This is a genomic window from Chryseobacterium sp. Y16C (genome assembly GCF_022488405.1).
Taxonomy (GTDB): Bacteria; Bacteroidota; Bacteroidia; order Flavobacteriales; family Weeksellaceae; genus Chryseobacterium; species Chryseobacterium geocarposphaerae.
Genome location: NZ_CP092711.1, coordinates 4,236,839 through 4,252,698, shown reverse-complemented (window position 1 = coordinate 4,252,698; position 15,860 = coordinate 4,236,839). Strand labels below are relative to the sequence as shown.

At 33.6% G+C, this 15,860-nt stretch carries 15 protein-coding genes; 4 read left to right on the top strand and 11 right to left on the bottom strand.

The genetic code is table 11. The features are described 5' to 3' along the window. Window positions 1-252 precede the first annotated feature (252 nt). From MKS83_RS19305 to MKS83_RS19270, 8 genes are all read right to left on the bottom strand, one after another. Window positions 253-1,350, bottom strand: coding sequence for a hypothetical protein (locus MKS83_RS19305; RefSeq protein WP_002981167.1), 1,098 nt, complete (start codon window positions 1,348-1,350; stop codon window positions 253-255). A gap of 59 nt (window positions 1,351-1,409) precedes the next feature. Next, window positions 1,410-1,631: a hypothetical protein gene (locus tag MKS83_RS19300; protein WP_002981168.1), complete on the bottom strand. Its 222-nt coding sequence runs from the start codon at window positions 1,629-1,631 to the stop codon at window positions 1,410-1,412. A 39-nt stretch (window positions 1,632-1,670) separates the two neighbouring features. After that, window positions 1,671-2,306, bottom strand: a complete 636-nt coding sequence (locus tag MKS83_RS19295) for a helix-turn-helix domain-containing protein (RefSeq protein WP_002981169.1) — start codon at window positions 2,304-2,306, stop codon at window positions 1,671-1,673. Window position 2,307: 1 nt separating this feature from the next. Next, window positions 2,308-2,559, bottom strand: a complete 252-nt coding sequence (locus MKS83_RS19290) for a DUF3853 family protein (protein ID WP_002981170.1) — start codon at window positions 2,557-2,559, stop codon at window positions 2,308-2,310. Further along, the gene (locus tag MKS83_RS19285; protein ID WP_002981171.1) at window positions 2,556-3,110 is read right to left on the bottom strand and encodes a hypothetical protein; all 555 of its coding nucleotides are present in this window, start codon (window positions 3,108-3,110) and stop codon (window positions 2,556-2,558) included. Before MKS83_RS19285 ends, MKS83_RS19290 begins: the two co-directional genes overlap by 4 nt. Window positions 3,111-3,125: 15 nt before the next feature. Further along, on the bottom strand, window positions 3,126-3,389 hold the full coding sequence (locus MKS83_RS19280) for a helix-turn-helix domain-containing protein (protein WP_002981172.1): 264 nt from the start codon (window positions 3,387-3,389) through the stop codon (window positions 3,126-3,128). Window positions 3,390-3,629: 240 nt separating this feature from the next. Then, window positions 3,630-4,472, bottom strand: a complete 843-nt coding sequence (locus MKS83_RS19275; RefSeq protein WP_002981173.1) for an RteC domain-containing protein — start codon at window positions 4,470-4,472, stop codon at window positions 3,630-3,632. Between the two features lie 46 nt (window positions 4,473-4,518). After that, the gene (locus MKS83_RS19270) at window positions 4,519-6,108 is read right to left on the bottom strand and encodes a helix-turn-helix domain-containing protein (protein ID WP_225875512.1); all 1,590 of its coding nucleotides are present in this window, start codon (window positions 6,106-6,108) and stop codon (window positions 4,519-4,521) included. Window positions 6,109-6,494: 386 nt separating this feature from the next. On the opposite strand from MKS83_RS19270, the gene MKS83_RS19265 reads away from it, so the two are divergent. From MKS83_RS19265 to MKS83_RS19250, 4 genes are read left to right on the top strand one after another with little or no spacing between them, the layout of a single operon-like run. Next, entirely contained in the window at window positions 6,495-6,716 is a 222-nt protein-coding gene (locus tag MKS83_RS19265) for a hypothetical protein (protein WP_002981175.1), read from the top strand. Window positions 6,717-6,730: 14 nt separating this feature from the next. Continuing rightward, window positions 6,731-6,898, top strand: coding sequence for a hypothetical protein (locus MKS83_RS19260; RefSeq protein ID WP_002981176.1), 168 nt, complete (start codon window positions 6,731-6,733; stop codon window positions 6,896-6,898). A gap of 18 nt (window positions 6,899-6,916) precedes the next feature. Beyond that, window positions 6,917-8,401, top strand: coding sequence for a MauE/DoxX family redox-associated membrane protein (locus MKS83_RS19255; protein WP_002981177.1), 1,485 nt, complete (start codon window positions 6,917-6,919; stop codon window positions 8,399-8,401). Between the two features lie 46 nt (window positions 8,402-8,447). After that, window positions 8,448-8,726 carry a DUF6520 family protein gene (locus MKS83_RS19250; protein ID WP_002981178.1) on the top strand — a complete coding sequence of 93 codons (279 nt, stop codon included), beginning with the start codon at window positions 8,448-8,450 and terminating at the stop codon, window positions 8,724-8,726. Between the two features lie 35 nt (window positions 8,727-8,761). Here the strand turns inward: MKS83_RS19250 and MKS83_RS19245 are convergent, their stop codons facing one another. From MKS83_RS19245 to MKS83_RS19235, 3 genes are read right to left on the bottom strand one after another with little or no spacing between them, the layout of a single operon-like run. Then, the gene (locus tag MKS83_RS19245) at window positions 8,762-11,197 is read right to left on the bottom strand and encodes an alpha/beta hydrolase family protein (RefSeq protein ID WP_002981179.1); all 2,436 of its coding nucleotides are present in this window, start codon (window positions 11,195-11,197) and stop codon (window positions 8,762-8,764) included. Beyond that, the gene (locus MKS83_RS19240) at window positions 11,197-12,585 is read right to left on the bottom strand and encodes a RagB/SusD family nutrient uptake outer membrane protein (RefSeq protein ID WP_002981180.1); all 1,389 of its coding nucleotides are present in this window, start codon (window positions 12,583-12,585) and stop codon (window positions 11,197-11,199) included. The genes MKS83_RS19245 and MKS83_RS19240 overlap by 1 nt, the downstream gene beginning before the upstream one ends. A gap of 10 nt (window positions 12,586-12,595) precedes the next feature. Next, window positions 12,596-15,607: a SusC/RagA family TonB-linked outer membrane protein gene (locus MKS83_RS19235; RefSeq protein WP_002981181.1), complete on the bottom strand. Its 3,012-nt coding sequence runs from the start codon at window positions 15,605-15,607 to the stop codon at window positions 12,596-12,598. Window positions 15,608-15,860 lie beyond the last annotated feature (253 nt).

The following is a 15,860-nucleotide window of genomic DNA, read 5'->3' as shown; positions in this document are numbered from 1 at the left end:
TCCGAAACTGAAATGAGCACAAATCCGAAAAAAACCAGATTTTGGAATGAGTGCAATTCCGAAATGCCTTTTTTAATTGTTTATAGATTCTCTCAATTATTCGCGATTTTAATGATAACCAATAATTTTAACTCTATTAGAAAAAATGAAATGAGCGCAATTCCGAAAACAATGACTGAAGCTATCATTTTTTAAGATTTCTTTAACTCCAGCTACCGCAATTCCGAAATCCGAATGAGCGCAATTCCGAATTCACAATATTATCGGGTAACCATTTGGAATTAATTTTCCGGTTCTACTCTCCTGATATATTTGTATAACCAGCTTCTGAATTTCTTGTAAAAAAGCTATCCCTTGAAATATGACAGACTGTATTTTTTTCAATCTGCAGATTTTGATGAATCTTTTAAAAGCTTTTTCTATCAATATTCGGGTCTGGGGAATATTTCTGTATTGATGAAAGAATTGTTTCATTTCATTTTCCTGTAAGCCAAATCTTTTCCGGAAATAGCTTAACCTTTTAGTGATTTCAGGTGTTTTTTGTAAGTCTTCGGACATCAAAACATCTGAAGTAATTTTAGCTTTGTAAGGAAATATAAAGATAGAATCCCCTTTGTATTGGTAGTTGAAAGATAAACTATTGTGTATATCCAAGCTAATTCTTGCAAGCTTTAGAAACTTAAAACAGAAATCATTGGCTGTTTTATAGTTAAGTCCAAATTTTTTGTTCAAAGTCGATAACTTTAGAACTGTTCCACTTTCAGGTATTTTTGAAAGCCAGATGGCGAAAATAATATGTTTGTTGTTTCTTACGTTGTAGACCAAATTATATAAAATGTAGTTGTATTCAGGAATGACCAACAGTTTCTTAAGCCAATAACTGCTGACTAAAAATGTAGTATAACCACGTTTGTCATAACTGGGTGTAGAAATCAATCCACCGAAAGTTTTAATTTCTTTTCCTTTTGAGTTCAAAGATTTATACCAACCCATTTTGAATCGTGCAAGAAACTCATATGCATCAACGACTTGTTGTGTTGAACCACTTGGTGAAATTTTACTGTTTCTGATTCTAATGGACGCAAAAATATTGTTGTCCGTCTCAAACTCTTCATCAAAAAGCGATAATTGTTTAGGTCGGTCTTGCGGACGAAATTGTTCATTACTGATTATAGAAATAATATTGAAAATAACACGCAAAGCATTAATTGGAATATCTGCAGCCTCGTTGTCATCGAAAATAAAGTCATCTACAAAACGATTTCCTATTCTTATTCTTTCCTGACTGAATTCATTCTTAACTTCAAATTTGTTACGGATTAATCGAAAATCCTTATCTGGATTAGCCATTCTATTGTTTAAGATATTGTAAGATTTAATCTAATTATATTTCAAATTGCTTGGAAGGACTAAATCAATTTAATTTTTTCACTTTTAAGCGTTTTCGAGCCATCAGCTAAGCTGTAATATTTAAAAATATTAACTCCTTCTGCTTTAAAAACTCTTTTGTCAGCCTTACCCAAATTGAGAATTCGTACTTTTTGGATGCCTTTATATTCTGCAAGCATACCATTAATAATAACCTTTTGTCCAAGTTTTAAATCGGATATTGTAATTTCTTTTTTACCCATTACTTTTTGAAATTTGATTTAATGATTTTTAATTCTGAGTTAGGGGCGCTTTATATTTGGAATATCTTTTAATGAAATTGGATTATCTTCACTTGAATTATTCATATAGGGCAGTGTACTTTTTAGTGTTGCTTTCCAATTACTGATTGGACGATTAAATGCATTTTTCCATCCTTTATCAACCCAGATTTTATATTTTTTTTCAATGGAAAAATCCATTGGCGAATCATAGCTTTGCAACGTCTTTGCATAACTGATAAATTCTTCCCAAGAAGGGATGATGGTACTTTCATTGGCTAAGTTGTCAATGATTTGAGGGATTTCTAGAATTGCTCTTTTTTGTAAGTTTTCCGTATCAGAATCTTTTTTTATACCTTCTTTTTCCGGTTTAATCTCAAAAGAATAATCTAAAAGTAAACGATAGTAGCAAGGAAGCCCATTGCTGGTCTGAAATTGTATTAGTCCTCTATTTTTGAGCTTATCTTTTGACGCTTTTATGGTAACTCTCGTCAGACCCAACTCTCTTGCTAATTCCACATCAGAGATTTTAAAATCATAGCGGTCTTTTTCATAACCAATTTTAAGCAAGTACAAATACAAAGCAATCTCAGTAGGACTTATTTTGACAATCTTATTAAAATCCCAAAATCGTTGTATTAATTCAAGGTAATACATATTACTTCTGGGCGAAAAGCTCCAAAGCTTTCTCAATGTCAATAATGATTATATTACCCTTTTGGATAATGGCTTCATCCAATATTCCAGATGATTTTATTTCAGAAGCTTTTGAAATGGAACATCCCAGAATTTTTGCCAATCCCTTTAATCCATATTCGTATTTTTGTTGAAATATGAAGTCTTTTGAAATTTCTAAAAACTCTCCAACAGTTAATTTCCACATTGGAGTTTTAAGATTTATTTCTTTCATAGGTTCTGGTTTTGATTGCTGTTTTTCATTTTCGAAATCCAATTTCTTGCAGCTGATTTCCAGCATTTCATTGGTTTATCATTTGTCAAACTCCAATCCTTAGATTGATACAATGAATAAAATTGACACGCTTCTTCAGATACTATATCCCGCTCATTGAAATACATTTCAATCTCATATAGCGCTGGTACAGAAAAATTAAATATTTCCTCTTGCAAGGCTTTTTCTTCCAAGCTTAATTCATTTTTGTTCTTATCTACACTTTCAAAATCAATAATTTCAATCGAGCTTCCTTCGTAAGAATTATAGCTCGGCGAATAATTAATAAATCCTGCATTATGTATCTCCCTAATACATTTATGGTAGGTTGCAAAAGATTTAATTTTACTTAGCTTCATTAACTCTTCGCGACAAACACGAAAGGGATTTTGAAATTTGGTTGAACTCCACAATTGGAAAATTGAAACATATAAGCTGAGATGTGAAGGATACATCCGGCTATCCTGAATAAAAGAGCCTAAGAAACTGATGATATTTTTAGATTTCTCCATAATTATTACTACCAATTAATGTTTGAAATCTTTCAGTAGTTTCTCAATATCCTTGTAATTGTAGTATAATGTCCCTCCTACCTTACTGTAAGATAGTGTTCCATTAATTCTTAAGTTCTGTAATGTGCCTGAAGAAATATTAAGCATCTTCTTGACCTCAGAGGTGCGAAGCCACAACTTTTGTTCTGTAGTATTACCTTGTAATAGTTCTTTGATAGCTTCCAGCAATTCAACTTTAAACTGCTGAAGGTCTTCTTTGGTGATAATGGATATTGCCATAGTTTTAAAATTGTTTTATTTGACAAAATTTCAAAATCACGCAAAATATCTTTCGGTAGTTTCTCGGTACTACCGAAAGATTTTTTTTATATAAAAAAGTTGTTCAAACTTTCCAAGCAATAGGTGTATAACATATAACTTCCGTAATTAAGCGGATATTTTCCCAAAAATATTTACAAATTCTCTGATTATTTGTGTTAGGGTATTTTTCGGTAGTTTGTCGTACTACCGAAAAATTACTTAGATATCTAAATCATCCAGATACTGATTAAGATTTTGTCGGAGTAAATTCAGAAATTTTGACCGATCATTTTTTCTTAGTCTTATTTCACCTAAAGTTTTATGATAGTTACCTAAACTAATATCAAATGATTTCTCTGCCCATCTAAAAATTTCCGATAGTTCGGTGTGACCCGAATTAAAACAATTACTTAGATGTAAGGCAAATAGTAATTCAGTTAGACTCACTTTCGATGCAGACCATACTAGTGGTGATAAAATTTTATTGCTGCGGTTTTCACTTAAATTTGCTATTGACTCTTTCAAATATTCATCAAATAGCTGATTGGCAATAAATCTTGCTACTAGATGATCGTGAGATGTTGTAAAACTTGTATCGAAATTGTAAAAGCCAAAAGATAGCTTCATTTTTAAATCATAAGAATTCCTCACAAATATCTTGTGATCCAAATAGGTGGCATCACGACGATAATAACTGTAAAATTCGGATTGTTCAGTATAAAAATTTTTTAACTTTTCTTGCTCAGCTTCATAATATTCTTTAATAATTTTAATGCCTGCATTAGGCTTATGAGATTCAATATCAAGGATTGTTGAATGATAAATAAATTTTGAAATAAACTGCGGTTTTATTTTCTTGAAAAAATGTATTTCTTGAGCAATTGTATCAAAATGATGGGATGAAATCATTCCTTTAACTTTTCGCACAGCGTTATCAATGAGAATCAAAGATTTTTCAGCGAGTTTGACAACATCATTATCTTCTTTATAAACTTTATTAATCTCTGATTCTAACTCATCATGTAATTGAGTAATTTCTCTAAAAATAGTATTTGTTACCATGTCCTTTTTCTAGAAATTTACAAAAAAACGTTTACTGGAGCCATTTTCAACTTAAACCGAGCTCTTGTTTTCGCTTTTTTATGTAATCCGCTGGACGAATCCCATTAATCTCGAAGAAAAGCTTTGAAAAGTTTTGTCTAGCCACAATACCGCACTCCTCTGCTAAAGCCTCTATTGTAAAATTTAAGTATTTATTATTACTGTTTAATAAAGTTGTAATATAATTAATCCGTAATCCAGCAATATACTTATTAAAATTTACACCTTTATTCTCATTAATATAAGCCGATAAATATCGTGAATTAGTATTGAGTTTAGCGGCTAAGCTATTTTGAGTTAAACGCTTGGTAAATTGGAGTTCCTTCTCAAACTTGTCCAACTTTATTCTAATTTCATGGGACAATTCAGGAGTGAGTAAACTCTTTTTTAACAAATTATCATCTGCTTCATCTACTTTTTTGTCCAAAAGCACATTGTTACCTTCAGCAATTCTCTTTTGAAGTAAATCATACTGCTTTTTTATTTTTTGGTCTTTTATATATTTGTAGGAAAGAATTGTAAATGCAAGTGATCCCGTTACAATAAGAATATTTGCAAACAACATATTATTTCGTCCAGTTGTCTCAATATTTTCTTTTTCTTGTATTAGAGTATTTCGGTCGTAATCCTTATGCAACTTATTTGATAAATAAGGATAATCTTTTGTAACCAAACTGTCAGCTTTTAAAAGCTGATTTGTGTAATAAAGCTGCTTATTAAGATCCTTATCCTTATAATAGCTAATTAGATAATTGTAACCCCTGTAAATCTCAGGAAATATAAATTGTTGTTTTTCGAATATTGAATCGATTGCGCCATAATATTTTATAGCATTGGGTAACTGGTTTCTTACTTCTGATATCTTTCCAAGATAATAATAAATTACCGAGGTCCATGCAAAATCATTTCTTTGCAACAATATCGGAAGTGCCTGCTCTAAATCTAATTTTGCTCCCGAATAATCCTTTTTATGAAATTTTGAAATTCCCCTACACTTAAGAAAGTAACTATTTTCAATAAGAAAATCACCATCATTTCTTGTCAGATGATATCCGAGATCGATTAAACTGTCGCTTTTCAAAAAATTTTTCAGATATCGGTTTACTATTGTCATCTGATGCAGTGAGTTATAATAAGCTTTTTTATAGTTGAAAAGTATATTCTCGTGCATTTTACTGTTCATTTTGGTGCTGTAGAACTCTGCGCAATTTGAAAAATGTTCTAAAGCCTCGTCATAATAACCTAAATGTTCTTTAACTATTCCAAGATGATATAAAACTTTATAATAATGGTACTCATCTTTTGAATCCTTTGAATATTTATATGCCATTAAATATTCATTCAAAGCCAGTTTATATTTTTTTTGATAGAAGTAATAAATGATTCCTTTGCTTAAGTAATCTTTGCTAATATCATCGTTGTTTTTATATTTAATACTTGCCGCCAACGCGCTGTCGGCATATTTCATTTTGTTAGCAAAATCAAATTGCCTACCGTCCCTATATCCTTGGATGAGTTTTGGCAAGTTATTCTGTCTCTTAGATTTTTGAATATAGTCCTTAACGTATGGCATTGCGCGAATGTCGTCAATGGTCATTTTTTGATAATTTTTTCTGATTTCCCAGAAGGTTCTCTCTTTTTTTTGCTGTGAAAATATGTGTTGAGAAAATGCAAAAATGAAGACGAGAAAGTAATTTAACTTTTTCATATGCTATTATTAGAGCCTCACCATTCCAAAATTACGCAATTTGCCTATAAACACTATCTATTTTAGCAGTTTACAAGCATTTTAAACGCAAAACGTACATAAGTCTGATTAATAATACATTATCATTAAAAATCACATGGTACTATTCTAAAATAGTGACGTCACTATTTTAAAATAGTACCGTAATGTAGTTTTTTTCTAGGCACTTGCCAGATAACTTTGGCTTCAGAATTCTACATAATCCGACGTCGGGATAATCAACAAAAATTTATAAAATGAAAAAGTTTATCCCATTTTTGAGCATAATGATTGGATCAGTTTTATCTCAAAGCTGTGTCCAGAGAGATGAAGATATCATCTCAACTAATAATGAAAAATTTGAAATAAAAACTAATCTACAGATGAGATATGATTCTGCAAAAACAGTACAACAAATAATAGATCCTGATCCCCCAGTAAGAGATGGAGATAATTGGAGAATAAAGCCAAGCAATTAATCAATTTACAACCTATGATTCCTCATACCTATATATCAATTGCAACAGGCTTACCATGTCCGGCGAGTGGCATTTGGGAAAGTATGGGGAATTTTAAAACAACCATTGCCCTTTTTAAAGGCGAGCTTATGCCGGATTATTGCGGTCATAAAGTTCGATGGAAACTTTTGACTGAACAGTAATCAAAAAAACTATATATCATGAAAAATTTTCAAATTTATTGTATTACTGCTGTTTCGTATTTTTTTGCCATCCTTTTTATTTATGCAAGTGTGAGTAAAGTACTGGATTTTGAAAACTTTCAGTCACAGATTGCCCAGTCTCCTCTGCTTAGCGTCTATGCTGGAAGCATATCCTATTTTACAATAGTTATAGAATTTATAGCGGTGTTTTTTCTAATGATTCCTGCAAAAAGAATTTTAGGCTTATACTTTTCGCTTGGACTGATGTCTGCTTTTACGATGTATATTTACCTAATTCTCGAGTATAGTGAGTTTGTTCCGTGCTCCTGTGGTGGAATTTTGGAAAATATGGGATGGAAATCCCATTTAATCTTTAATGGGATATGTGTAATTATTGCAGGTTTTGCCATTGTACTGGCTGAAAGACACCAAGGTCAGAAGGCAATTAAGTTTATTTCAAGACCTGTAGTGGTAATCTTCATCAGCTCACTGTCTGTTAGCCTTTTATATCTTCAGTCTGAAAAACAAATAAGAAAAAATAATAATTTCACAAGAAGATACATACCGCATGCAGTAGAAGAAGAAACTCATCTCAATATTGATTATAATTCTTTTTATTTTATGGGAGATGATTCTCATAATCTTTACCTCGGCAACACAACCGCACCTTTAAATATTACTGTTGTAAAAAAAGATCTGAGCGGTTTCTCAAAGTATCGAATACCTTTAGAAACTAAATCATATCAATTTAAAAGTCTGAAAATAGCATGGAAAGCTCCCTTTTATTATATCTATGACGGCACTGTTCCAGTGATTTTTAAGGGAACGATTTCAAATAATGACCCGTTACATAAAGTGACTGAAAATGAGATGTTTTTTGATCAGTTAAATGTTCTTTCGGAAGAAAACTATTTATTTAGATCACAAAGCTCAAAATTCAAAAATTTCGTATTGGGTTATTATCAAAACAACATTGTTAAATTGGAATATGATCTTCTGGGAACTGATGAAGCAGGATATATTGACAATGATGGTCTTTTACTTTCTGACCTGCAGACAAAAATGTCAGTGTATTTATATTACTACAAAAATGAGTTTGTTGCTTTTGATCATGCAAAAAGTAGAAATAGTAACAGATTAAAAATGATTGGTTTTCAAAAAGAGCAGAAAACCGAAACCGTAAAACTTCCTGACGGTTCAACGAAAATTAAGAATCCCCTTCAGCAAAGTGTAAAAAATGCTTTTGTCACCAATAATTTATTGTTTGTCAATTCAAATTCCAAAGCTGTCCATGATGGAACCATGCAGTGGAATAAGTCGAGCATTATTGACCTTTATAAGATTAATCAGCAATATTATTCCGGGAGCTTTCTGGTACCCAATCGCCATGGTGAGAAAGTAAAGGACATGTTTATCGCTGGTGAGTACTTATATATCCTCATTGGAAATGAAATTGTCAAATATCATTTTGCGCAACCGATACTTGAGCAATTTCACAGGTAAAGCCGAAAACCTGTTTTAATCGTAGGCACATCTTAATACAATTATTATGAGAAATCTTAAAACAATCATGATTCCCGTAGCCATCTTAGTGTTTGGTGTCGGAAGTGCTTTTGCTACAAACAAAGCAAAAACAGAGAAGAAAGCAAGTATTTTTGCTTATCATTTTGACCCAGCTGCTCCAGCTGAGAAATGTATTCCATTTGGAGAAATTGACTGTGATGTCATTGGTGGTACAGTTTGCACCGAATTGGTCAACGGTTCACCAAAAGTAATGCAGTCATATCTCAGCGATACGGAATGCGGACAGACATTATATAGAAATTAAAAAGTGAAGGATGCCTTTCGGCATCCTTCTTATTTTTATTCTGTCCATGCTGGTTTTTCTTCTCCTTTCAAATGGTGTCCTAACCATTCCATCGTTTTTTGAAAAAGATCCTTCGAACTCGACCTGGAAGCTATATAATGTCCTTCCTCTGGATATATGAGCAATGTAGCCTCTTTTTTATTTCGCTTAAGCCCGATATAAAATTCCATCGATTGCCCCCACTCAACATTCAGATCTTTTTTTCCTGTCCATAACAAGATGGGTCTTGAAACATTTTCCACATAATAAACTGGATTATTGCGGAAATAAAGTTCCTTATCTTCCAAAAAAGAAGTTTTTAAATTAAATTGTCCGTTTTCATACTGCCAATAAAGCGGACTCATATAATGAAAACTCATTGAAAAATAGGAGCGAACAATATCACTATATCCTGAACCTGCTATGTAGGTTGCAAATCGATTTGAATGGGTTGCAACAAAATTGGTGATGTAACCTCCGTGCGAATGACCAATCATCCCTATCTTATCAAAATCTATTGAATTGTAACCACTTATTGCATCAAGAGATTTATTCACGCAGTCCAGTGCCGATATGCCTGTTCCCCGTTTATCAAAAACAATGTCAGGCATATAAACGAAATATCCTTGTTCCAAAAGAGATCGGATATCAAAGCCTTCAGTTATATTTTGTTCCAAGAATACCGGGTATTCATTGCGTTTGTCACTTTGTATCTCATACACATGGACGATCAATGGATAGCGTTTAGATGGAATATAATTGAGAGGATAATGCAATGTCCCTTTAAGATTAGCATGCTCACTGTTTTGATAATGAATGGTTTCTATTCGAAAATCTGCTTGTGCTTTATCCCCTCTATTTGACTGATAAACTACCTTCTTTTTTTCTGACCTGCTCAAAGTGATCAATTGCTTAGGCAGATTATAGTTTTCTTCTGTAAAAACGTAACTGTTTTTTGAAATATCAGTTTTCTGATAAACCAGTTTTGAAGTGGTAGTTTTAATCAGAGGTAAATATTTTGTATTGGTTTTCTCATAAAATGATTTCACTAACGTAGATGGATCATAAACTTCAAACATAAAACTATTCTCATTAAGCCCTCGACTACGAAAATTGATTTCTAAAAGATAATTTAGAAAATTGCCTGAATAGTCATAGGTAAGAATCTTGTAAATTCCCGGTTCATCTCTGTAACTGAGTTTAAGATGATCTGTTTTTATATCGTATTCCCAAAGTCCCTCCGATCCGTCAAATATGATCTTGTTATTTTTTGTAAAATAGACATTGGCAAAAGAGTTATCTTTAATCTCTGTATACTGTAACGTATTAATATTTAATAGTTTCCAAAATTTATTTTTTTTATAAATTATATACTGACCACCCGGCGAATAAAAAGCGATTTCTTTTATCGTATCAACATATTTAAATTCTTCGTTTCTTTGATCAAATCTGTAAACTTTTGATGAAACCTGTTTTGTCGTATAATCCTGCATTTGGGAAAAGCTGAACGTCAAAAAATAGTTGTCATTATTGATATCTACGACTCTCTCTAGGTTCTTAGTTCCCAACTTAAGAATCTTTTTTTCTTCTGGTTGCCAAAGAAATTGACCTGGTACAGTATTTTTAAATTTCTGTATAAGATTGTTATCTGATGTTAACCAAACTTCAGGATCAGAAGATTGTCTTTTGACCTTTGTCTTTTCCGTAGTGATTATTATGCTTCCATCATTTCTTTGGTATCCGGTAGCAGAATTAAATTGAGGCTTTAGTACTTGCGCAAACTTGAATGTTTTTTTTGAAAACCCATTATAATATACAATGTCTTGAATGTTTCCATCTTTTTTTTCAAAAATTAGTAAAGAATGATTTCTGAGAAACTTTACACTAAATATAGTATTAGGTGTTTTGTACAAAGATACGATGCCATTATTTTTTAAGTCAACTAGGTCATACTCAGTTCCATTTTTAACTTGCATACAAATTGTATCATCATGAAAAAAAACGTTAGAAACTAATCCTATCTTATCCAGTAACTGTTCATTTTTCAAATCATAGACCTTAACTGTGTCAGAACTGTATAGTGCCAATAAATGATCTTTAGGAATCATTCCAAAGCTTTTACATGCAGGTAATTCCCATTGTTTATTTTTATTATAATCAAAAACTTCTGTATGGTCATTATACTTCAGCACTAGTCGGTCGTTACTCCACTTGTGATCTTGTACTTTTACTTTCTGATATTGCTTGTCGGGATTGTTCCGATTTACGATCACAAGAGTATCACTGTTGTCATCATACACTTTATAAAATGCCAGCCACTTGCCGTCTAATGAAGTATCTTTCAGATTAATGTCATAGTTATCATATTTTTCTCTCGATGCCATTTCACTTTTCTCCTGAGAAAATACTTGCTGGATTAAGAAAAACAATACGAATATTAAAAAAGTTTTCATCAGTACCCGAAATTTTGTGGATTAAGATTTGGATTAATGACCAGTTCTTTTTCCGGAATAGGAAAAGCACTGTGAAAAGTTTTCCAGCTGGGTTTTGTTAGAGGAAGCAAGGTTAATTTTTTAAATCTTTTTAGATCATAGAATCGATGACCCATTTCTGCAAAAAACTCATGTCTTGATTCTTCCATCATTTTATCAATGAGCCCATCTTTTGAAAGACCAAAAGGTAAAGGACTAAGTCCTGCTCGCTGTCTGATTTTGTCAACAGCTGCTTTAGCTTCAGATAGTTTATTCTGTTGAGCCATGCATTCAGCATATAAAAGGTACACTTCCTCAATTCTAAAGATGACGGAGTCTTCGGTCGAATTGGCATTGACAGGATTCTTATACTTCAATGGACGGAAATAGGTTTTCTGATTGATTACTGTAGAAATTATCCAAGCCTGCTTTCTTAAATCTCCTGTTTCAAAAGAATTGACTAAAGCATCTGACAGCGAAAAAGATGTTGGCAGACTTGTTGTAAAATTGAACATGATAAATTCTTTTGTCGCATCCGTTGAGTTCGCCGGCTTTAACTGCCACAAAATGTGCTTTCCTGTTTTAATAAAAACCTTACTTAAATCAGATTCCCAAGTGTAAAGCGGTGATTGAATAATCTGGGATAACAGAATTTCTGCTTCACTCCATTTGTCATCCATCATTAAAACTTTTGCCAGTAATAGCTCCGCCGTTTTTTTATTGATGTAGATTCTTTCCTGATTAGCATATTGGTCATTCAGAATACTAATGCTGCCTTTCAGATCATTTTCAAGATATGACATAAGTTGGCTCTTCGACATCTTTTTTAATTGACTGTTGTAAACATAATCCGTTGTATCGGTATACGGAATGTCATCAAAAATCTGTGACAAGTTGAAATATAAAATCGAGCGTATAACCGTAGCTTCTCCAATTAATCGATCTTTGTTTGCCTGTGAAATAGAGGTTGATTCCCTTACACCTTTAATAATTGAGTTTGCATAATAAATGTGTTTATATGCTCTCGACCAAAAATTGTAGATAATCGTATTGCTTGGAATCTGTACATTGTTGTAAATATCAACAAGACCATTCTGAACGTATGGGGAATAACAGTTGAGATCATCCGTATACGTTCCAAGAATAGCAGCTCCACCTGTCGCATCTCCTGAAATCATCGAGCTGCTCCAAAGTTCGGCGTACAGTCCTGCAAGGGCGGCATTGGCTGATGAGACATCTGCAAACACTTCCGTGTTTCCAATTTGATTATAGGGAAGTTCTGTATTGATAAACTGTTCACATGATATCGATCCCAACAGGACTAAGCTTATTGAAACACTTTTCAATGTATTGAATATATTATTTTTCATTTTTTTAATTTTAAAAATTAATCTGAGTTCCTATGGACCATGTTCTTAAGGGTGGTAAATATCCTGTGGCAACAAACTCTGGATCAAGACCGAAATAGTTTGTCCATATAATCACATTTTGACCCTGAACATAAATCATCACTTCAGAGATAACAGAATTTTGAAGGGGCAGCCTGTAATTAAGCTGGATATTTTTTAACCTTATCAATGATGCATCGCCAACAGCTGCTGTACTTCTCATAAAATTGGTATGCGCAGCATTTTTTGTTGCATTTACACCAGTGGTGTACGGCATGTAATAACCGTTTGGATTATTCACAGACCATACATCAGAAACCACCTGCGGTTGATTATTCATCGTTCCGGGAACTGACATATAGCTGTGGTAGTTATAATTTCTCTGCTTTGTAAACTGGAATAAGAAGGACAAATCCCAATTTTTATATCGTAATCTGTTAGACAACCCTCCATAAAATTTCACTGAAAGATCTTCAATACTTTTATTGTCATCAGGGGCTGAGATTTTACCGTCTCCGTTAACATCTGTAAATGAGTAAAGTCCCGTTAGTGGATTAACGCCCGTAAAATTGTACAGTTTTACAATAGATGTGCTGTAACCTACTACATACTGATTGGAAAAAGTGGATCCTTCCAGATTAGGAAATGCTAGAAGACGATTTTCGGGGATCGTAAGATTGAAATTGGATTCCCAAGTAAAATTGTTGGTTTTAATGGGTGTAGCTCTGAATTCAAACTCCCAACCTTTGTTCTCAACAGTTGCCGCTAAGTTAGCCTGAACGGATGTAAAGCCCGTAGTAGCCGGCAATGGAAGTCCAACGAGTTGATTATCTGATCTGTTTCTAAACCAGGAGATATTCATTCCAATAGCATCAGAAAAAAATGAAGTTTCAAGGGCAAATTCCAGCTTTTTTGTTTTTTCCCAGCTAAAGTTACCATTGAACAGCCTGGTGGGTACAAGCCCTACTACTCCATTATAAATACTTGATGAAGCTACTGAATAGGTGTCTCTGAATTGAGCATCACCAATATTATCACTTCCTGCAATACCGTAACTGCCTCTCAGTTTCCCAAAACTTAACCATTTTCTGTCTGCCAAAAAGTTCTCTTTGGAAAATAACCAGGCTGCTCCTATGGCTCCAAAGTTGGCGAATCTATTATTGGGTCCAAATCTGCTGGAACCATCTCTTCTTGCGGTAAGATTAACAATATACTTACTGTCAAATTGATAGTTTATTCTTCCGAAGGCTGCAATATATTTATAATCTGTGGAAATAATATCCGAGAATATTTTTGTTTTTGCTGCATTAATATTCATCATTAATGCATTGCTTTCAAATCCTGAACCCTGAATAGAAGACTGTTTTGACTCCAAAGAATTAACAGTAGCTCCCAGTAGAACACTGACTTTATTTCTTCCCAACACAAAGTCCCCGGTAATCTGTGGTTCCACGTTATATGAAAATGAGGAAAATGAACTCGTGAAGGTACTTGACCCATTTGAACTCGTAAAGTTAAAGGCAGGATTATACCTTGTATGAGGTCGCAGGTTAAATTCTTCAAAATTCTGATAATTGAATCCTGAATTAATGTTAAAATTAATGTTTGGAAAAAGCTGATAAGACACATTTAAACTGTTGCTGATCTGCTTGGTATCGTTTTGATAAGTAGCTAATGTTGATGCTATGGGATTGGTAAAGGTGTTATTTTGCCAATTCAATGAGCCATCAACATTATAAAGCGTAGGAGCATTGGGGCTCAAAGACAAACCGATATTGGTCATATCTTCATTAATGACATTATTGAACTGCTGCGAAAAATTATTTGCAAGAGCAATATTCAGCTTTTTATCTTTCGATCTGTGGGTAAATCCCATTGATAAAACATTATTCTTATACTGATAATCAGCTGGGTAAACCGTTGTCTGTTCATTATGGGTAACATTGATCCGGTAAGTCCATCCGTCTGAGCCTCCCGATAGTCCCACATTGGTATTCGACGTTGTTGCTGTTTTACCTGTTAATTCTTTCTGCCAATCGGTAGAGCGGGATTGATCCCATGCACCATTGATATCGTAAGCCGTAGCCGGCAACATTAAAATATTGTCATTGGCAAATGCAGATTTTCTCATCTGGATGTATTCTGCGGTATTCATCATTTTCATCCTTGATGCTACACTGCTGAAAGCCAGACTTGAATTAACCGTGATACTGGATTTATTCTTAATTCCTTTTTTAGTTGTAATTAAGATCACACCATTAGCTCCCCTGCTTCCATAAATAGCAGTGGCATCAGCGTCTTTTAAGATTTCCAGGCTTTCAATGTCATTGGGACTTATGCTATTCAACGGGTTGATATTTCTGAATGGTAAGATCTGTGCAGAAAATGTTGAGGTAACTGATGTGGCCATAGGCACTCCGTCTAAAACATATAGAGGCTGATTTCCGTCCACAGGACTATTGGATAGGGTTCTGAGACTGTTTCTTCCTCTGATCTGTACATCATAACCGCCACCTGCAACTCCTGTGCTTTGAGTAATGTTAACCCCTGCCATTCTACCCTGCGCCGCTGAAAGAACATTGGTGACTGGCTGATTCTCTATATCTTTTGCTGAAACTTTGGCGATACTACCGGTTCTTTCTCTGTCTCTAACCTTGTAGTAGCCTGCGTTGAGAATAACTTCTTCGATTCCCTTTACTTTCTGTTCTAAGCTGACATTTACGACGGTCTGATTATTTGCTGTAATTTTTACTTCTGCATAATCAGGATGTCTGAACAATAGGATGGGATTTTCTGTATTAACCTCCATTCGGTAGGTTCCGTTATTGCCGGTAATGGTTACTTGGTCGCTTCCTTCCTGAGAAATGACAACTCCCGAAAGTGGTTTGTCTGACGAAGTTACGGTACCGGAAATGGTGCGTGTTTGAGCCTGTGTATTGATACTTACTGTTGTCAGCATAAGGCCAAAGAAAATACCTCCTATATTGTAATAGGATTTTTTCATAGATTTGTAAAGGTTTTTAATTTAATTAATAACTGATTTCAGCTCTTTCCCTTAGGTCTCCAAACTGTATGGGAAGGGGCTTTTTCTTTTTTCTTCTGATTTTAATTTTGCTATTGTTGATTCATGTGGATAATGTAAAGACTTTCCTAATGCCCTTTGGTATGAAAAAGGACTGGTGAGGTTCTGCAAGCAGTGACCGCAAGGCACCGGAAAGAATTTAATATGAATGAAATCTGTGTCCCAAGTTGGCATT